This is a genomic window from Rossellomorea aquimaris TF-12 (assembly GCF_001648555.1).
Classification (GTDB): domain Bacteria; phylum Bacillota; class Bacilli; order Bacillales; family Bacillaceae_B; genus Rossellomorea; species Rossellomorea aquimaris.
The window spans coordinates 93801-111487 of record NZ_LQXM01000002.1; the positions used below are offsets into that span (position 1 = coordinate 93801).

Genomic DNA, 17687 nt, shown 5'->3' on the forward strand with positions numbered 1-17687 from the left:
CGATTCTAAAGAAAAATGATGAACTGTGACGATAAATCTTGTTACATGGGGAACAATCGTTCATTGTAAGTCAACAGATGTAACCTTAGAAGTATGAAATAGGTTAATCTGTTGACTTTTTTTATGCCATAAAGGTCTATCTTTTTTACCAAAATAATACTATATTGTTACTGTGTAACTTTTTAAACTTACATAACGACTAATATTTTGACGGGGAGGAAACCAAATGAACTCCGTTTTTGAGGAATTATACAAGAAGTATCACCAGGATGTATATCAGTTTTTGATATATATGGTTCAAAATAGGCAACAAGCTGAAGATTTAGTTCAAGAAGTGTATATCAGGGTTTTAAAATCATACAAAAATTTTGAAGGTAAGAGCTCTGAAAAAACATGGCTTTTTTCAATCGCAAAAAATGTTGCAATAGATCATTTTAGAAAACAAAAAAACTGGAAAAATCGTATTATGGAGAAATTTGATTGGAACCGAAATGATTTAAGGGATGATGAAGCCTTAATTGAAGAGATTGCCATTGCAAATGAAGATATTCGGGTATTATACCAATGTCTTAAACGTTGTTCCACGGATTATCGTATGGTGATTATTATGAGATATTTACAAGAACTTTCTATTTCAGAAACGTCAGAAGTATTAGGATGGTCTGAAAGCAAAGTGAAAACGACCCAGCATAGAGCAATAAAGTGGCTACGGATCGAAATGAACCAAATGCTGCCAAAGGAGGACCAAGACCTTGAAACAATCCGATTGGAAAGATCGTGAGATTGAAGACCTCATTAGAAAGCTCCCTAAAGTAAAAGACAATCAAAGTCCAGAGTATCTATATTCAAAAATAAAGGTGAGAAAGCAAAAAAGTTTTACCGTTTTAAGACGTTTCATACCTACATTTGCACTCATTGCAGCATTATTTATTATTGTCTTACTTTCTCCCTCCATCCTAAATCAGTCGAATGATAGTAGCTCTGGAGCAAATAAAACAGCAGATCATTCTAGTGAAGATAGAGCTGAGGAAGCAGAGATGTCTAAATCCCTTTATTCAGATGCTAAAGATACAACCTCCGCAAATGACACTCAATTAAGTATGTCAGAGGAGCAACCAGTAATGACACCTCAAGCACCCGATAGACTGTCCCTTTTTCAAGAAGACTTGACAGGGAAAGAATACTATACATTCGGTCTGATATCTAAGGATGCCATTCCCGTTCCGGTTACTGTTGTTACTAATAAAGAACCATCTTTTACTTCATTGGAACAGTTCGAAAAAATGTCTAAAAACCTACCTCAGGCTGAATGGGGCATGGATGAATACCTTCCTTTCAAAGGTGAATTTAGGGAAGGTGATAGCGAAAATGAGGTTGTATTTACTATAGCTGAAAATCATTCTTATAGTGGTAGTAGCGCAATAGAGTATGCCTTTTATCATTCGCTCCTTTATTCTTTTCGATATAAGGATGTAACGAAGATTCAAATAGTAAATAAAGATGGTAGTGTCCCTCAATTTAGTACAATGGGAGAATTGTCTACCATAGACCTGACTAATACAATACATTCTCCTTACTACCTATATACTCCTAACGGTAAAGATCGTTATCTGGTACAGGATAACATAGATAGAGGTAATGTTTCAGAAGCCATTAATGCAATGAAAAACCCTGATTCAAGTCTGTTTCAAACGGTGATTCCTGAAAACATTAACATGAGTATCACAGAATCTAATGAGTATGTAACCATTGAATTTCAAGAAGAATTAAACATGAATTCTTTAGATGCTCAATCAGCTTTGGAAATGATTGAAGGTTTACTGTTAACTGCTAAAAGTTCTGGTTATAATCAAGTTTTATTTGAAAATATTAAGGAAAAAACCTGGAATGGATTCAATTTTGAAGGACCTATTACAGCACCCGTTAGTCCAAACGTAAAAGATATTGAGGAATAATAAGTAGTAAAGCTGCCATGTGGAAAATGGCAGCTTTTTTATGTCATTCGCCACGTTTATTTGCGAAATCCACAATATATCAAGTGAATTTTAAAATAAATTTTGTAATTTCAACTATATCGAGTGAAATTTTAATTATATTTGCGAGCTATTGATTGATCGCCACATATCTATAAATCATCTCTGTCTCATAATCTTGTCATATTTATCTTAAAGTTAGGCAAACTAGTGAAAGGAAAATTATCTCAAACTCATATTATGGGGAGTTTGTACATATAATGGAAAGTGCAGAGTGTCTTACTCTGAAAACGGTATTTGTATCAGAGATGATAGGTGTACAAGCCGTATTAATTTTAACTTTACAGTCTTTGATTAGCAAAAAGAATAAGGAGGACAAGCATGATTTTAGATTATGTTAGAAGGATAATTATTGTTATAGTATTGGCCTTATGCATTAGTGTGATTTTTCTTGCGGGAAAAGAAGCAAAAGCAGAAGAGAATAGACAGGCGATTGATACAACAGGGTGGACATTTCCAGTTGAGGGGATTATTACAGACGCTTACGGGACTAGGGCAGGTACACATAAAGGGGTGGATATTGGGGGTGAGATTGGTACCCCCGTGTATTCTGTTGATAAAGGAAGGGTAATCAAGTCGTATTACTCACCTAGCTATGGAAATGTGGTGTTTGTTAGACATGACAACGGATATGAAACGGTCTATGCTCATCTTGAGAAAAGGTTAGTAGAAGTTGATCAAGACATTGATCAAGGGGAACAAATTGGACTTCTAGGAAATACAGGAAGGTCCACGGGTGCCCATCTTCATTTTGAAGTACATAATGGTGAATGGACAATTGAAAAAGAGCATGCATTTGATCCTTTTCTTATATATGGATATGGTGAAATTGGCCAATTGGTTTTTGCCAATACAACCGATCCTTATCAAACAGTGGTTGTTTCTGGAGATATTCATGAACATAAAAAATTAAGTGTGGATACGTTGGAAATTGAGCAGGTTGAACAAATTCATACAGTCAGTAAAGCAGAAACTTTATGGGCTATTTCGGAAAATTATCATGTAGCTGTTGAAGACCTAATGAAAAGAAATGAATTGAATAATACAATCGTAATCGAAAACCAAAAGTTGATTATTCCTAAAAAATCAAATTCAGATTACATTGTTAAAAAAGGTGACACACTATATTCCATTGCAAAGGCACATAGCTTAGAAATATCTACTTTACTGGAATGGAATGGGCTGGAATTGGATAAGCCTATTTTCCCTCAACAAGTGTTGAAGCTCCAAGGGGGATAAGAGTTTAAGGTGATTGATTCATTAGGTTAATATAATATTTAGCTCGAATTCAAAACATTTTTCTTCACATAATGATTCTCCTTATGTATAATGAAAATGTATAAAAAAATAATGATTCATCTTCGGGGCAGGGTGAAATTCCCTACCGGCGGTAATGAAACGAGTTTTTCTAAGCCCGCGAGCCTTTTTGGCAGGATTTGGTGTGATTCCAAAGCCGACAGTATAGTCTGGATGGGAGAAGATGAAGGTTTTAGCCAAGACGTTTTAATTTTGGGAAGTTAGACGTTTATTTGGGTATGCCTTACACTCTCCTAGATCGTATTTATCTAGGAGTTTTTTAATGCTACGCAAGGCTAGACTATCTTCTAAAGAGATGAATCTCCTAAAAGGAGAGAGGTTTATGAAGAAAATGAATACACGTATGTTTGTAACAGTCGGCATGTTAAGTGCTATTTCTTATGTATTAATGCTTTTTAACTTCCCAATTCCGCCATTTCCACAATTTTTAATGGTTGATTTTAGTGATGTTCCTGCTTTGATTGCCACCATAACATTAGGCCCAGTTGCAGGAATATTAGTTGAATTATTTAAAAATGTAATTGATTATGTTTTAACAGGGAGCGATACAGGGATACCGATAGGGCATGCAGCTAACTTTGCTGCCGGCGTTCTACTCATCCTTCCTACCTATTATATTTATTCACGTTTTCAATCAAAGAAAGGCTTATTGATTGGCCTTATTACAGGTACAGTTGTAATGAGTGTTAGTATGGGGATACTCAATTACTTTATTTTCTTACCTGCTTATAAATATTTTATGAATTTTGAGCTTCCTGCAGAAATTATTGTTACGGGAATTATACCATTTAACATATTAAAAGGAATTCTCGTATCCGTTGTTTTCATCTTATTGTTTGTTCGTTTGCAAGGATGGTTAGCTAGACAAACATCAATAAATAAAGCTGCATAATATATATAATGAAATCCAATTGGTACAAATACCAATTGGATTTTTTTATGGTGAATAAGAAAAAGCGATTGGACATTAGCCAATCGCTCGATACTTACTATTCAAATTTAAGCGCATCTCCATCAAATGGTTCGTCAGCTACTTTAATGGAATCAGTAGGGCACCCTTCAAATGCATCTACCATGTCATCTTCTAAAACATCAGGAACCTCTACTGTTCCTTGATTATCATCTAACGTCACAAATGCAATACCTTCATCATCATAGTCATAGATATCTGGAGCAGCCGCTCCACATGCACCACAGGCAATGCAAGTATCTTTATCAACGATTGTATACTTTGGCAAAGAAAAAACCTCCCGAATCAATATTCTATATAATTAATCATTATACATAGCGATAATTAGTGAAAAAATCACTCAACTTATATTTTATATAGGATTGTATAACATTTCAATAGTTAGGTACTTTCTTTTCTTTATTTTTATCCTATCTGTGTAAATCAAAACATCGATTCCGGACAAATTCATGGTACAATATTTGACAATAACCTACAAACTAAGGAGTAAGATAAGTGAAATATCTTAATTATGTTATTTTGTACTGCTTAGAGAAGGTACATGAAGAACGGTCAATATATTCGGTCTTTCATATCTTAAAAGGGAAAAAATCTTCTCAATCGATCCAGGATACTCATCTATTCGAATTGCAGCCTTTTTTTCTGTCATTACCAAAGCTAAAACGGGAATTTTTTAACGAGAAAGTAAAAGAACTTGTATCAGAAGGTTATTTGCACATATCAGAAAATGAAATAGGAACTCTAACTTTAAAAGGTGAAAAAATATTGAAAAGTGAACTACAGACGGCCTTTTTTCCTAAAGATATGAATGGGCTTCTATTTGGTGATCAATGTCAATTGTTTTGGAAAAGGTTAAGTTTACTCGTTCAAGTTCTTTCAAATGTAAAAAACAAGGAATCCATTTATTATCCAGTACAACGCTCTAGAGGGGTGCAAGACTGGGTGAAAAGATTTTTAAGAGCTCATAGCAGTGAAGAAAATATTTCTCTTACGATATATAAGGAATTGAAACAAGTCCTGAATTTACAATTAGGAAAGGATGATCCCTCAATCTTTGTTCATCGTTTAACTGGATTTGAAGACTATGGATGGACGGAATCACAAGTTGCAGAAAAATTGAAGATGCATGAAGAAGAATATCGTTTTCGATTTCTCAACTTTATACACGGAATACTTGTTGAACTGACAAAGCACCCGGAGACGTATCCAATATTGTATTCCATGAGTATAAAAAGTGATCAAACAGAAAGCCTGACGATTTCTACAGCTAAAACATTTGATCTTCTCAATCGTGGTTTTAGCTTAGAGGAAATTGCAAGGATTCGTAACCTGAAGCAAAACACGATAGAAGACCATGTAATTGAAATACTATTAACGAAGGAAAAAATTAATACTGAGAAATTTATTAAAAAAGAAGATATTCATGAAGTAAATAAAGTAATGGATTCTTTAGAAACAAAACGATTAAAAGCCATTAAAGAAAAGATACCGGAGCTATCCTATTTTCAAATAAGAGTTGCTATAACAAAGGCAGGTGATAGGAATGAATCTTAAAGAAACACTTAAATCTCATTTTGGCTACACCTCATTTAGAGCGGGACAAGAAGAGGTTATCACATCTGTCTTAAACAGAAAGAACACATTAGCCATGCTCCCAACAGGTACGGGAAAGTCATTATGTTATCAACTACCTGGATACTTGATGGAAGGGACGATCCTTATTGTTTCTCCTTTGCTTTCCTTAATGCAGGATCAAGTGGAACAAATGAAGGTGAATGGTGAAAAACGGGTAATTGCCCTAAACTCATTCCTGCCATTTCAAGAGAAATTGAGAGCAATGGAGCAAATTCACTTGTATAAGTTCATTTTTATTTCACCTGAAATGTTAGTAAGGGAACACACTTTGCAGACTATTCGAATGTTAGATATTTCATTATTAGTAATCGATGAAGCTCATTGTATTTCCCAATGGGGTCCAGACTTCAGACCTGATTATTTGAAACTAGGTGAAATTAAAGGCATTTTAAATAATCCTACAACCTTGGCTTTAACTGCCACTGCAACGCAAGAAGTAAGGGAGGATATAAAACGGGTCTTAAAAATAGAAGATGCTTATGAAAAGGTATACTCAGTTGATAGAGGGAATATTTCATTATTTGTGGCACAAGAAAAAAATCATCAAGGAAAATTAGAAACCCTTCTAAAGTTTGCAAAAGAATGGCAGGGTGCGGGAATTATCTATTTCACCAGTAAAAGAATGGCGGAGGAAGTTTCTTATTGGTTAGGTAATAATGGTGTGTCGGGTGTTGCTCATTATCACGGTGGTATGGAGCAAGAAGATCGGATATTGATACAGCAACAATTCTTATCAGGTAAACTTCGGGTTATTTGTGCTACCTCGGCCTTTGGAATGGGTGTCAACAAAGAAAATGTCCGATTTGTTATTCACTTCCACTTTCCGTCTAGTATAGAAGCCTTTCTTCAGGAGATGGGTAGAGGAGGAAGAGATGGTGAAAAAAGTATATCTTTAGTACTCTATACAGAACAGGATTTTTCTTTGCCAACACAACTTATTGAAGGTGAACTACCAGACGATTTTCAAGTAGAGAATTATGTTGAAAAACTGAAAACATTATCACCGAAAGAACTTATCGAATCGTTACAACTTACAGAAATTCAATTTCGCTTCATGGATTTTTATTGTAATCGACTTGCTTTAAATGATAAAAATAAGGTAGAACAAAATAGATTAATAGAAAAAATCAAACAAGTAAGAGACGATCGTTTACAATACAAGAAGGAAAAACTTCGATCCATGATTGAATGGTTACTTTCCCATTCATGCAGAAGACAATGGTTACTTCATTATTTTAAAGAGCCAATATTAAAGAAACCAGCATTCTGTTGTGATAACTGTGGATATACTTTATCAGGGTTCAATGATTTGATGTCACAAAAAGAACTAAATCATGATTACATTCAATGGTCAACTTGGGAAAAAAGATTAGAAAAACTATTATTGGGATAAGTGGTAATGATATGAAGAAACAAGGCGACATAATTAAACAACTTACTAAAAAAGAATTAACATTTCATTTGTATTTTACGCAAATTTTACTATTAACGATTTCCTTTGTTTTAGGTATATTTTTATATGATGAATGGACTGAGTTTTGGGGACAGTTTTATTTTTCGCAGGAAATATTGACTATCGGAATGACAAGTGGTTTGCTTGTAGTGTTGTTAGACATATTCTTAATGAGGATTTTACCTGTAAAATATTATGACGATGGTGGGGTTAATGAGCAAATATTTACAAATAGAAACACTCTCGAAATTGCTCTGTTAGCACTTATCATTAGCGTTAGTGAAGAAATTTTATTTAGAGGAGTAATCCAATTTCATTTTGGGATTATTTTGTCCAGTCTTATCTTTGCAATTATCCACATTAGGTATTGGGCTCATTGGTTCTTAATGATAAATGTCATCATACTTAGTTTTTGGATCGGTTGTGTCTATGAATATACTAATAATATCGTTGTAACGATTGTCATGCACTTTGTTATTGATTTTTTATTAGGATTATATATGCGTTCAAAGGCTGGACAAGTAAGTAAAGAAGGGATGTCTCATGAGTAAAGACCCATATAGAGATCAAGCAGCGAAACTTAAGCAGAAGATTGAAAGAGTTCAAGATGACGTAACACCTAAGAAGAGAGAACCATTACCTCCTAGGGGTGAGCTGCATAGAGAAAAGAAGAAAAAAAATAAATGGAAAATAAAATACCCAATGATTAGCATGTTGCTCTTATTTTTTATTCTGCTGCCATTAACCGTTTTTAGCATTTATTCTTACTTCGATAGCAGAACTGGCCCTTTACTTGCGTTGACTGGAGAAAACAAAGGACTTGAAGAAGTTCAATATGACGAGAGTAATGATCAAGAAGAGAATGAGCTTTCAAGTTCTGAGGAGAGTGACTCTTCCCCTACAACGACTGTAGAAAAGGAAGAAGATGTGACGACTCCTTCAAATGGTACAGAGAAGAAGCAGGAAGATTTAAAACAACCAGATAAAGGTTCATCCAGTACGAATCAAGGTAAAGATGGTGGCGAACAACCGAAAGATGATGCGCAACCTGAACCCGAAGAGAAACAAACACAAAACATTGTATATCATAAAGTTCAACCACAGGAAACACTTTTTCGCATTGCTATGAAATATTATCATTCTCAGGCTGGAATTGAGAAGATTAGACAAAGGAATAATATACAAGACAATGAGATTCAAACAGGTCAAGTATTAGAAATTCCATTAGATTAATAAAAACTCACCTCTTAGACACATTCGGAGGTGAGTTTTTTGTGCAATCTTTATTGACACCCCTTAACAATATTGAATATAAATCTTTACACTACTTTATTAGTGTAATTACAAAAGTAAAATATAATAAAAGTAAATATAAAGTGAAATGGGGTTGAATGAATGGAAAGAATGATTACTCGCTTTCAAAAAGTAGACCATCTGTTGTTTTATAAAATCAATGGGAGTAAACAACTTTATCGATCATTCTTTGGATTCGTTACACACTTGGGTGGAGCTAGATTTACAATAGGAATAATGCTTCTATTGTTATTACTAAGTATTCAGCAACCTTTATTGAATCAAACGTCCTTAGTGGCTGGTTTTTCCTTAATCTTTAGTCATGTCGTCATGTCAATAATAAAGAAGATGGTGAAACGAATTCGTCCATATCTTACTTTGCCAAATGCCATGGTTCACGGATATGCCTTTAAGGATCATTCGTTCCCCTCTGGACATTCAACGGCGATTTTTTCAATCACAACTCCATTTATGATTCAGTATCCATCGTCTATCTTGATTCTTTTACCAATAAGTTGGGTAGTGGCATATTCACGTGTGGTATTAGGTGTTCATTATCCCTCAGATGTTGTTGCGGGTGCACTGCTTGCGATTATCACTACAATTGGTGTCACCTTTATGATTTAGATGTAGCTTTGGTTTAGAGTGATCTAATACTGTATAAGGGGGAAATGAGAAATGCGAGTTGCCTTATTTTCAGATACGTATTATCCACAAGTCAATGGAGTTGCAAGAACGTTAAAGCGATTAACAAATCACTTTGAAAAAAGAAACATTGAATATAAAGTGTTTACACCCGATATACAAGAGAATAGGGAATCATACCCTAATGTATATTCTTTCACCAGTTTTCCTTTTCTTTTTTATCCAGAATGCAGAACAGCCATTGCAAATCCAAAAACCATTCAAAAACAATTAAAAGATTTTTCACCCACTATTATTCATGTGACTACACCTCTTACCATGGGTTTGTATGGAATTAGAGGAGCAAAAAAAATGAATATCCCCTTAGTTTCTTCTTATCATACTCATTTTGACTTATACCTTGACTATTATAAAATGACGTGGATTTCATCTCTTCTGTGGAAATACATGAAATGGTTCTACTCTCAGTCCGATAGAATCTTTGTCCCTTCACCTGAAACGCGAGATCATCTCCTTAACCAAGGATTTTCTGATCTATCCATTTGGGGTAGAGGGGTTGATTGCCAAGGATATTCTCCTACAAAACAAAGCAATCGGCTTAGAAAAATGTATAACATATCTAAAAAGTATATTTTTCTATATGTTGGTCGATTAGCACCCGAAAAAGACTTAGAAACCCTCGGAAAAATAATAAAAAATCTTTCACCCTCCATTAAAAACAAGGTTCAATGGGTCATAGTGGGGGACGGACCTATGAAGAATGACTTAATGGACAAAACAAAAGAAGACAAAGTCATTTTTACCGGTTATGTAACAGGGGATGACCTGGCAGAAATATATGCTTCGTCTGATTTGTTTGTATTTCCATCTGCTTCAGAAACGTTTGGTAATGTTATTTTGGAAGCTTATGCTTCAGGTTTACCAGCAGTGGTGGCAGATCAAGGCGGGGTAACCAACCTTGTAGAGCATGGAAAAACAGGAATGATTTCTAAAGCTCATCAGTATGAATCTTTTATTGAAAATATCGAAGAACTTCTCAAAAATGAAAGTGTATTTAAACAAATGAGTATGAACGCTCTTCATTTGGCTGAAAAACAATCCTGGGATAAGATTTTTGATGAATTAATTTTTGACTATGAAGATGTTTGTTCCACAGGGTTAGAACAGCAAATGTGGGGGTGAGCTCATTTGATAAGAATCAATGGATAAGGATCTTTTCAGGTCCTTTTTTTGTTTCCTAGTCTATTTAAATGGACAAGTTCATAAAATATTTGGGAAGGGAGGAGGAGTAAGATGCACAAAGTAATAAATGAGATTGGGGACTGGACAGACCTTGCTACGAAACAAATGTTACACAATTTAATAGATCGAAAACAAAAATTTGATAAAGCTAAAACAATGCATATGTATACTCTTTATCTAACTATATTTCTATCATTTTTCTTTCTATATTATTTATCGAAATATGTACTTGCACCATATTCCTATTCTTTCTCTGCTATGCTTTCTGTCTTTGTTTCGAATTCTCTTCATTTATATATATTATTAATAGTAGTAGCTCTTTTCGGTGCTACGAAAGTACTGTATGAAAAAAAAGAGAAAAAAGAAAGTGAATACCACGCATTACGGTGTGAGGTTATTGATCGAAGTAAAGATTTATGGAAAGAGGATGCCTGGAGGATGAGACATAAGGTTTTTGAGAAAATGAAAACTGAGCATGATATTAATCTATTTCATGGAAGTAAATAATAGTGCAAATCAGTTTGCCGATCTTAAACATAGAATAAGACCATCGAAACAATGGAGTATTCATACTCATAAATGTTTCGATGGTCCCAACTATTCAAAGTAAGCTATTTTTTAGTAAAATTGCTTTTTATCCCTTTCGTCCTTTAATATTTCAACAGCTTCTCTAAAGCGTTGAGAGTGAATAATTTCCCGTTCTCTAAGAAAGCGGAGACCGTCATTTAAATCAGGGTCATCACTCATGTTTATAATCCATTGATACGTTGCCCTTGCTTTTTCCTCTGCTGCGATATCTTCGTATAAATCAGCTATTGGATCCCCTTTTGCCGCAATATAAGAAGTCGTAAAAGGAACTCCGGCTGCGTTTTGATAGAAAATGGCATTATCATGGTTTACATAATGAGGATCTAATCCTGCCTCCTTCATCTGTTGGGGGGTAGCATCTTTTATTAATTTATAAACCATTGTCGCAATCATTTCTAAATGGGCAAACTCCTCTGTACCAATATCGGTTAATAGACCTATTACTTTATCAGGAATACTGTATCGTTGATTAAGATAGCGGAGTGCAGCTGCTAATTCCCCATCCGCCCCACCATATTGTTCAATTAAGAATTTTGCTAGTTTTGGATTACAAGTACTAACTCTTACGGGGTACTGTAGCTTCTTTTCGTAAACCCACATAACGTTTCTCCCCACCTTTTTATGAATGAATTATACCTGCCAGGGCCATGGAGCGTCTTTCCAATCCCAAGGGTAATTTGAATAACTGTATCCATAATGTGTTAAAGGTCCAAATTCTTTTTCGAATTTCTTTTTAATTTGTTTTCTGGTTTTGATATACATATTGTATTGAGAGATAGCGTCATAGTCGTCTGGGTGCGTATCGAGGTAAAGGGTAAGGTCTACTATGACAAAATCAACGGCTTGTAACTCCTCCATGATTTCATAATAATGAGCTGGAAGTTGATTCATGGTCATTATTCTCCCTTCATTTTTTCATAAGGGCTGTAGTAGGGGTCATAAAACACTTTCCATAGTGTCCCCTTCCGTAAAGCTTCACTTGGTGAGTATTGTTCTAAATTAGGTGGCTGAAATCCCAGATATAGATTAGGAGGTGTAGAATATACTTTTCGTGTAATGGGCTTACAAGGGTCAAATGGACTTACATAAGGATAATAAGCTTTATAAAAATCGTGCACACAAATCCCTCCTGAATAGAAAAACCTTCGTAACAACATATGAGAATGAATAGAGGAAAATGTTAATAAATTTATTTCCCTAAAATAAAAAGGGATACGGAATGAAAGTGTTGAATGTTATAAAGTGTAGGATATTAATAAAGAGGTGGTTCAAATGTTTGTAAAAAGTGCCATGATTCCGAAGCACAAATGTTATGTGGTGAATGAAAACGATTCGATTGAAAAAACATTAGAAGTATTAGAGCATCATAAAATCGATGGAGTTCCAGTTCTTTCAAATGAAGAGTATGTAGGAGTTTTAACTCGTTACAACATCTATCAAAGCTTCTTCCTTTCTGGAATGGAAAAAGATACTTTTCTAAAAGAGAAGAAGGCGAAGGATATTGCAACCTATCAAGAAAAATATTTGACGGATAGTGATGTATTTGAAAATACACTGGTAGAGTTGAAAGATTTCCCTATTCTATCAGTAGTCGATGATAATAAAAAATTTCTGGGATTAATTACTCGATATGATGTTTTAGATCAATTCAGAAGTGCTTTTGGTATGGATCAAAAAGGAATTCGAATCGCCTTTACCTCTGTTGAAACAGAGGGAAGAATTGCTCGACTTGGAGATATTATTCAACAATACTCCGAATCAGTCATTTCAATGGTAACCTTTGATGAATCTGATAAGTTATTAAGAAGAATTGTCTTGAAGGTGGAAAAGAAAGACAATATGGATAAATTTATTAACAAATTAGAAAAATCAGGATTTAGAATTCTTCACATCCAAGAAGATGAATAAGTAAATTCCATCACAATGAATCAACACGGTAAGATAAATTTCCTGTATGAAACGAAATCCCTCTCATAAGATTTATGGGAGGGATTTTTTTGATTAATTATTTCATTAAACTGATAGTTTCATTTCTAATGGGGTACTTATTTATTAAATGGTTTCCTAATGTAGAAGAGAATTCAGAAATAATTATACAATTAGTTTTAAACCCTGTTCAATTTTTTGCTGCTTCAACAGCCTTTATGATTGGGCTTATGATACAAGGCAGCTTACTAAAGATAGAAGTGTATTCCATCTTTCTATTGATGAGCGGGAAAATACATAAAGGGTTGTATATTATACCTATTCACGTGGCGATGATTTATTTGTTAACGTTTTTTGGAATATGGCAAGCGATGATTTTTTCCATTTCAGCTGTTATTTATGGTATCATTTCTATAGATTTTCACCGTCAAGGAGGCCGTCATGCTTGAATTTATCAGTGTAATGTTTCTAGGGGGAGGGATTCTCCTCCTTTTTATGTTTTATGAAGCTCATAGGAATGTGGTGAAAATAGAGAATGTAAAGCTTCCTGCATTTCCAAAAAAATCACCACCATTATCAATATTTTTTATTTCTGATATACATAAGAGAAAAGTCTCAGACAAAATCATTGATAAAGTAAAGGTAAAAGCAAATATGGTTATTATAGGGGGCGACCTTCTCGAGAAGGGAGTTTCATGGTCAAAAATAGAAGAGAATTTGGATAAGCTTTTATCAATTGGTACGGTTTACTTTATTTGGGGGAACAATGATTATGAAGTGAACGGAGCGAAGCTTAAAGAAATGTTTACAAAGAAGGGAGTCATAGAAATCATCAATGACTCTATTCAGCTCCCAAACAGCATTAATTTAATTGGAGTAGACGATGCAAGTCTAAAAAGGGCTGATTTTGCTAGAGCAATAAAAGAGGTAAACCCTAAAGACTTTAACATATTAATTAGTCACGATCCAAGACTGGTAAATCAAGTCAGAATAGAGCACGGTATTGATATTACGATGAGTGGTCATACTCATGGTGGACAGATTCGATTATTTGGTTGGGGATTGTATAAGAAAGGAAGTATTGAAAAACTTCCTCAAACGGTTTTATTAGTAAGCAATGGATACGGAACGACTGCATTACCATTAAGGTTAGGTGCACGAGCAGAAACACACTTAATCACACTTAATGCTGATTAAATGCACAACTGTTATTCATTACCTATACAAATTTTACACAAATACGTTTCTCGATTATAATTTTGGAGAATAGAGTGTTATTTGGGGGACTATTAATGAGCAATGATAATAAGGTTGAAGGCAAATATAATATAAAGGCTGTGTCAACAATTCTTGGTATACAGCCGGGAACGTTAAGGGCATGGGAAAGAAGATATAACATTATTGCTCCGGTGAGGAATGAATCTGGCCATCGCCTTTATACAGAAAAACATCTTAATATATTAAAGTGGTTAGTAGAGAAGGTTAATCAAGGTTTTACCATCAGTCAAGCAGTCGCTCTGTTGGACAAACAAGAAATAGAAGACAATGAAATGACGACTTCTGAACAAAAAGACCGAACAAAAAATATTTCAGATGATCTTATGAAAGCATTACTTAGTTTTGATGAATCAAAAGCTCATGAAATTATTAATCATTCTTTTACAATTTATACAATTGATAAAGTCGTAATTGATATTTTGGGTGGGTTACTTGTAGAGATAGGAAACCTTTGGGAAAATGGTGAAATCTCAACTGCCCACGAACATTTTGCTACTTCGATTCTAAGATCCCGCATAGGGATTATTATGCATTCATTTCCACACAATGGTATCCTGCCTAAAGTAGTGGCAGTATGCGGACCAGGTGAATGGCATGAACTTGGTTTATTAATCTTTACTCTTTATGTTAGAAGAAAGGGGTTCGAAGTGATTTATTTAGGGTCGAGTATAAAAGAAAATGATATCGATATCGTTTTAGATGAAATTGACCCTAAATTTCTATTTTTCTCCTGTACAATGAGAGAAAACATTGAACACTTACTTTCTTTAGTCTCTTCATTAAAAGAAGAAAGAGATGGATTAGAGATAGGGATTGGCGGTTTTGCTGTTGACCAGTTATCTAAAGAAAAGAAAGAGGAGTACTTTGAACACATTGTTGGACAAACGAAACCAGAGTGGGAACTATGGTTAAAAAGTAAAATATAGCACCTGCATGCACTGATTTGTGCCCCCTACATAATATGATGATAAATCGTCACTCTCATGGGGGGGTACAAATAATGAAGCTAGAAAGAATTTCAGATAATAAAATAAAGTTTTCCATTGGTGTAGAAGAACTGGAACAAAAAGGACTCTTTGAACAGGACCAGTGGAAAGATTCATATATTTGGCATGATCTTTTTGAAGAAATGCTTGATGAAGTACAAGGGAAATTTGGAATCGAAACTCAAATGGAAATCACAGTTGAAATTGAATCCTTTGATGAAAAAGAAATTTGCATGATTCTCACTCTAGAGAGCGATGAAGAATTTTTTGATTGGGAGCATGATGTTGAATCCATTTCACCACAAAAAGAACTGGATATATTAATTCAATTTAGTGAGTTTGACCCTGTAGTTGAACTATTAAAAAGATTAAGCCATTCACTTAATATTAAAGATGATTCCATCTCAATAGAACTTTATTCGTATGATGGTCATTATTATCTCCTCTTTGAAGATTTGATTGAAAAGGACTTTCTTCTCATTGACCCGTTCTCCTTTGAATATGGGGATAAACCAAGAAATACTAAATATGTTTTAAAGGAATACGGGCACCCAATCCTAATAAAAAACACCTTAAGTCAAATTCTTTTATATTTTTAATTCACCTTTCTATAACCCCTTCAAACAAAACTTTTAAGCCTATATTCTTAAATTAAGCATAGATCAAACAAAACGTTTCCTACTTACCCCTATAAAGAAATAAAAATAGTCAGACGAAATTATTATAAAATAGGTACAAAATAGTCTAAGTGGTACCAAAAAAAGAAGGGTGTGCCTTTTAGGGACCGCTTAGAACCCCTCTCTGTGAGATTCATGGTACATCGTTTTTTTATAAATGACAGCGTTTTCAAAAAAGTTTAGTTTTTTTTATTTTCTTTCTTTGCAAGAGGAAACCAAACGTGTATACTATGTCTTGAAAGCGGACAAGATTTTACGATTTACAGTGAAATATACTGGGAGGTTTACATAAATGGTAGCCGAAAAGGGGAAAGAAAATCATCAAACATCAGATAAACATGATGTGTTGAAATCTACGCAAACGGTTATTCACCTTGCGCTTGATAAATTAGGTTATCCTGAAGAAGTTTTTGAATTGTTGAAAGAACCTGTAAGAATGTTAACCGTTAAAATACCCGTGAGAATGGACGACGGTAAAGTTAAGGTATTTACAGGTTACCGTTCCCAACATAATGACGCAGTTGGGCCCACAAAAGGTGGAATTCGTTTTCATCCTAATGTGACAGAAAAGGAAGTAAAAGCACTCTCTATATGGATGAGTTTAAAATGCGGAATTGTTGATTTGCCGTATGGTGGTGGTAAAGGTGGAATCATTTGTGATCCACGGGATATGTCTTTCAGAGAATTAGAACGATTAAGTAGAGGTTATGTTCGTGCCATTAGTCAAATTGTAGGTCCATCTAAAGATATTCCAGCTCCAGATGTTTTTACCAACTCTCAAATAATGGCTTGGATGATGGATGAATATAGTCGAATAGATGAATATAATTCACCAGGATTTATCACAGGTAAGCCACTTGTTCTTGGAGGGTCCCACGGTAGGGAAACGGCAACTGCCAAAGGTGTGACGATTTGTATACGAGAAGCTGCAAAGAAAAAAGGAATAAAGCTTGAAGGAGCAAGAGTCGTTGTTCAAGGGTTTGGAAACGCAGGTAGCTTCCTAGCAAAATTCATGCATGATGCTGGTGCAAAAGTAATTGGAATTTCGGATGCCTATGGCGGTTTACATGATGTAGATGGCTTAGACATAGATTATTTACTTGATCGAAGAGACAGCTTCGGTACTGTAACGAAATTATTCAATAACACAATTTCAAATCAAGAATTATTAGAGCTTGATTGTGATATCTTAGTCCCGGCAGCCATTGAGAATCAAATTACTGAAGATAATGCACACAATATCAGGGCGAGTATCGTAGTTGAAGCTGCTAATGGACCAACTACATTAGATGCTACTAAAATCCTTACAGAAAGAGGGGTTTTATTGGTACCAGATGTTCTTGCTTCATCTGGAGGAGTTACCGTTTCATACTTCGAATGGGTACAAAACAACCAAGGATACTATTGGTCTGAAGAAGAAGTGGAAGAGAAGCTTGAAAAAATACTCATTAATTCATTTAACAACGTTTATGATACGGCTCAATCAAGAAGAGTAGATATGAGACTTGCTGCTTACATGGTAGGAGTAAGGAAAATGGCAGAGGCTTGCCGCTTCAGAGGTTGGATCTAAGAACTCCTTTAAGAATAACTGTGTTTGGACTGATTAACATAGACAAAAGCGAGAATTTTGTCAATGTGTTTAAT

21 protein-coding genes and 1 riboswitch are annotated in these 17687 nt (G+C 34.6%); of the genes, 17 read left to right on the plus strand and 4 right to left on the minus strand.

All coding sequences use genetic code 11. The features are described from left to right. Positions 1–226 precede the first annotated feature (226 nt). The 4 genes from sigX (at position 227) to IQI_RS00640 (ending at position 4242) form a co-directional block, all read left to right on the plus strand. Positions 227–781 carry an RNA polymerase sigma factor SigX gene (sigX, locus tag IQI_RS00625; RefSeq protein ID WP_064090988.1) on the plus strand — a complete coding sequence of 185 codons (555 nt, stop codon included), beginning with the start codon at positions 227–229 and terminating at the stop codon, positions 779–781. After that, the gene (locus tag IQI_RS00630; RefSeq protein WP_064090989.1) at positions 753–1955 is read left to right on the plus strand and encodes a hypothetical protein; all 1203 of its coding nucleotides are present in this window, start codon (positions 753–755) and stop codon (positions 1953–1955) included. Before sigX ends, IQI_RS00630 begins: the two co-directional genes overlap by 29 nt. A gap of 399 nt (positions 1956–2354) precedes the next feature. Continuing rightward, a complete protein-coding gene (locus tag IQI_RS00635) occupies positions 2355–3272 on the plus strand; it encodes a M23 family metallopeptidase (RefSeq protein ID WP_082892546.1) in 918 nt (305 codons plus the stop codon). Between the two features lie 114 nt (positions 3273–3386). Beyond that, positions 3387–3519, plus strand: a riboswitch (FMN riboswitch). 153 nt (positions 3520–3672) lie between these two features. Further along, the gene (locus IQI_RS00640) at positions 3673–4242 is read left to right on the plus strand and encodes an ECF transporter S component (protein ID WP_064090990.1); all 570 of its coding nucleotides are present in this window, start codon (positions 3673–3675) and stop codon (positions 4240–4242) included. Between the two features lie 97 nt (positions 4243–4339). Here the strand turns inward: IQI_RS00640 and IQI_RS00645 are convergent, their stop codons facing one another. Continuing rightward, positions 4340–4588 (minus strand): ferredoxin, encoded by a 249-nt coding sequence (locus IQI_RS00645; protein WP_048005917.1) that lies wholly within the window; start codon positions 4586–4588, stop codon positions 4340–4342. A 227-nt stretch (positions 4589–4815) separates the two neighbouring features. Between IQI_RS00645 and IQI_RS00650 the strand changes: the two genes are divergently transcribed. The 7 genes from IQI_RS00650 to IQI_RS00680 all read left to right on the plus strand — a co-directional run bounded on the left by IQI_RS00650 (position 4816) and on the right by IQI_RS00680 (position 11095). Beyond that, the gene (locus tag IQI_RS00650; protein ID WP_064090991.1) at positions 4816–5874 is read left to right on the plus strand and encodes a helix-turn-helix domain-containing protein; all 1059 of its coding nucleotides are present in this window, start codon (positions 4816–4818) and stop codon (positions 5872–5874) included. After that, entirely contained in the window at positions 5864–7348 is a 1485-nt protein-coding gene (locus IQI_RS00655; RefSeq protein WP_064090992.1) for a RecQ family ATP-dependent DNA helicase, read from the plus strand. Before IQI_RS00650 ends, IQI_RS00655 begins: the two co-directional genes overlap by 11 nt. Before the next feature lie 11 nt (positions 7349–7359). Then, complete coding sequence (locus IQI_RS00660; RefSeq protein WP_064091061.1) at positions 7360–7959, plus strand: CPBP family intramembrane glutamic endopeptidase; 600 nt, start codon at positions 7360–7362, stop codon at positions 7957–7959. Further along, positions 7952–8641, plus strand: coding sequence for a LysM peptidoglycan-binding domain-containing protein (locus tag IQI_RS00665; protein ID WP_064090993.1), 690 nt, complete (start codon positions 7952–7954; stop codon positions 8639–8641). The genes IQI_RS00660 and IQI_RS00665 overlap by 8 nt, the downstream gene beginning before the upstream one ends. Before the next feature lie 162 nt (positions 8642–8803). Continuing rightward, entirely contained in the window at positions 8804–9328 is a 525-nt protein-coding gene (locus IQI_RS00670; protein ID WP_064090994.1) for a phosphatase PAP2 family protein, read from the plus strand. 51 nt (positions 9329–9379) lie between these two features. Then, positions 9380–10528 carry a glycosyltransferase family 4 protein gene (locus IQI_RS00675; RefSeq protein ID WP_064090995.1) on the plus strand — a complete coding sequence of 383 codons (1149 nt, stop codon included), beginning with the start codon at positions 9380–9382 and terminating at the stop codon, positions 10526–10528. 111 nt (positions 10529–10639) lie between these two features. After that, the gene (locus IQI_RS00680; protein WP_064090996.1) at positions 10640–11095 is read left to right on the plus strand and encodes a DUF2663 family protein; all 456 of its coding nucleotides are present in this window, start codon (positions 10640–10642) and stop codon (positions 11093–11095) included. Positions 11096–11206: 111 nt separating this feature from the next. Here IQI_RS00680 and IQI_RS00685 read toward each other — a convergent pair whose 3' ends face one another. Genes IQI_RS00685 through IQI_RS00695 form a run of 3 tightly spaced genes read right to left on the minus strand, consistent with a single transcriptional unit; the run spans position 11207 to position 12294 of the window. Then, the gene (locus tag IQI_RS00685; RefSeq protein ID WP_064090997.1) at positions 11207–11776 is read right to left on the minus strand and encodes a manganese catalase family protein; all 570 of its coding nucleotides are present in this window, start codon (positions 11774–11776) and stop codon (positions 11207–11209) included. A gap of 30 nt (positions 11777–11806) precedes the next feature. After that, positions 11807–12067, minus strand: coding sequence for a spore coat protein CotJB (locus IQI_RS00690; RefSeq protein WP_064090998.1), 261 nt, complete (start codon positions 12065–12067; stop codon positions 11807–11809). A 5-nt stretch (positions 12068–12072) separates the two neighbouring features. Then, positions 12073–12294 (minus strand): spore coat associated protein CotJA, encoded by a 222-nt coding sequence (locus tag IQI_RS00695; RefSeq protein ID WP_156509810.1) that lies wholly within the window; start codon positions 12292–12294, stop codon positions 12073–12075. Positions 12295–12448: 154 nt separating this feature from the next. On the opposite strand from IQI_RS00695, the gene IQI_RS00700 reads away from it, so the two are divergent. From IQI_RS00700 to IQI_RS00725, 6 genes are all read left to right on the plus strand, one after another. Next, positions 12449–13084 carry a CBS domain-containing protein gene (locus IQI_RS00700; RefSeq protein ID WP_064091000.1) on the plus strand — a complete coding sequence of 212 codons (636 nt, stop codon included), beginning with the start codon at positions 12449–12451 and terminating at the stop codon, positions 13082–13084. 89 nt (positions 13085–13173) lie between these two features. After that, entirely contained in the window at positions 13174–13551 is a 378-nt protein-coding gene (locus IQI_RS00705) for a hypothetical protein (protein WP_064091001.1), read from the plus strand. After that, positions 13544–14299: a metallophosphoesterase gene (locus IQI_RS00710; RefSeq protein WP_064091002.1), complete on the plus strand. Its 756-nt coding sequence runs from the start codon at positions 13544–13546 to the stop codon at positions 14297–14299. The genes IQI_RS00705 and IQI_RS00710 overlap by 8 nt, the downstream gene beginning before the upstream one ends. Before the next feature lie 95 nt (positions 14300–14394). Continuing rightward, the gene (locus IQI_RS00715) at positions 14395–15306 is read left to right on the plus strand and encodes a MerR family transcriptional regulator (RefSeq protein WP_064091003.1); all 912 of its coding nucleotides are present in this window, start codon (positions 14395–14397) and stop codon (positions 15304–15306) included. A gap of 74 nt (positions 15307–15380) precedes the next feature. Then, positions 15381–15965: an adaptor protein MecA gene (locus tag IQI_RS00720; RefSeq protein ID WP_064091004.1), complete on the plus strand. Its 585-nt coding sequence runs from the start codon at positions 15381–15383 to the stop codon at positions 15963–15965. 370 nt (positions 15966–16335) lie between these two features. Further along, positions 16336–17613 (plus strand): Glu/Leu/Phe/Val family dehydrogenase, encoded by a 1278-nt coding sequence (locus IQI_RS00725; protein WP_064091005.1) that lies wholly within the window; start codon positions 16336–16338, stop codon positions 17611–17613. Positions 17614–17687 lie beyond the last annotated feature (74 nt).

What these genes read in the sequence shown, in the direction of transcription:
- IQI_RS00690 (WP_064090998.1), bottom strand. Translation starts at nt 12,067, where the DNA reads ATGAATCAACTTCCAGCTCATTATTATGAAATCATGGAGGAGTTACAA.
- IQI_RS00665 (WP_064090993.1), top strand. Translation starts at nt 7,952, where the DNA reads ATGAGTAAAGACCCATATAGAGATCAAGCAGCGAAACTTAAGCAGAAG.
- IQI_RS00675 (WP_064090995.1), top strand. Translation starts at nt 9,380, where the DNA reads ATGCGAGTTGCCTTATTTTCAGATACGTATTATCCACAAGTCAATGGA.
- IQI_RS00720 (WP_064091004.1), top strand. Translation starts at nt 15,381, where the DNA reads ATGAAGCTAGAAAGAATTTCAGATAATAAAATAAAGTTTTCCATTGGT.
- IQI_RS00670 (WP_064090994.1), top strand. Translation starts at nt 8,804, where the DNA reads ATGGAAAGAATGATTACTCGCTTTCAAAAAGTAGACCATCTGTTGTTT.
- IQI_RS00640 (WP_064090990.1), top strand. Translation starts at nt 3,673, where the DNA reads ATGAAGAAAATGAATACACGTATGTTTGTAACAGTCGGCATGTTAAGT.
- IQI_RS00700 (WP_064091000.1), top strand. Translation starts at nt 12,449, where the DNA reads ATGTTTGTAAAAAGTGCCATGATTCCGAAGCACAAATGTTATGTGGTG.
- IQI_RS00680 (WP_064090996.1), top strand. Translation starts at nt 10,640, where the DNA reads ATGCACAAAGTAATAAATGAGATTGGGGACTGGACAGACCTTGCTACG.
- IQI_RS00715 (WP_064091003.1), top strand. Translation starts at nt 14,395, where the DNA reads ATGAGCAATGATAATAAGGTTGAAGGCAAATATAATATAAAGGCTGTG.
- IQI_RS00655 (WP_064090992.1), top strand. Translation starts at nt 5,864, where the DNA reads ATGAATCTTAAAGAAACACTTAAATCTCATTTTGGCTACACCTCATTT.
- IQI_RS00710 (WP_064091002.1), top strand. Translation starts at nt 13,544, where the DNA reads ATGCTTGAATTTATCAGTGTAATGTTTCTAGGGGGAGGGATTCTCCTC.
- IQI_RS00635 (WP_082892546.1), top strand. Translation starts at nt 2,355, where the DNA reads ATGATTTTAGATTATGTTAGAAGGATAATTATTGTTATAGTATTGGCC.
- IQI_RS00660 (WP_064091061.1), top strand. Translation starts at nt 7,360, where the DNA reads ATGAAGAAACAAGGCGACATAATTAAACAACTTACTAAAAAAGAATTA.
- IQI_RS00685 (WP_064090997.1), bottom strand. Translation starts at nt 11,776, where the DNA reads ATGTGGGTTTACGAAAAGAAGCTACAGTACCCCGTAAGAGTTAGTACT.
- sigX (WP_064090988.1), top strand. Translation starts at nt 227, where the DNA reads ATGAACTCCGTTTTTGAGGAATTATACAAGAAGTATCACCAGGATGTA.
- IQI_RS00725 (WP_064091005.1), top strand. Translation starts at nt 16,336, where the DNA reads ATGGTAGCCGAAAAGGGGAAAGAAAATCATCAAACATCAGATAAACAT.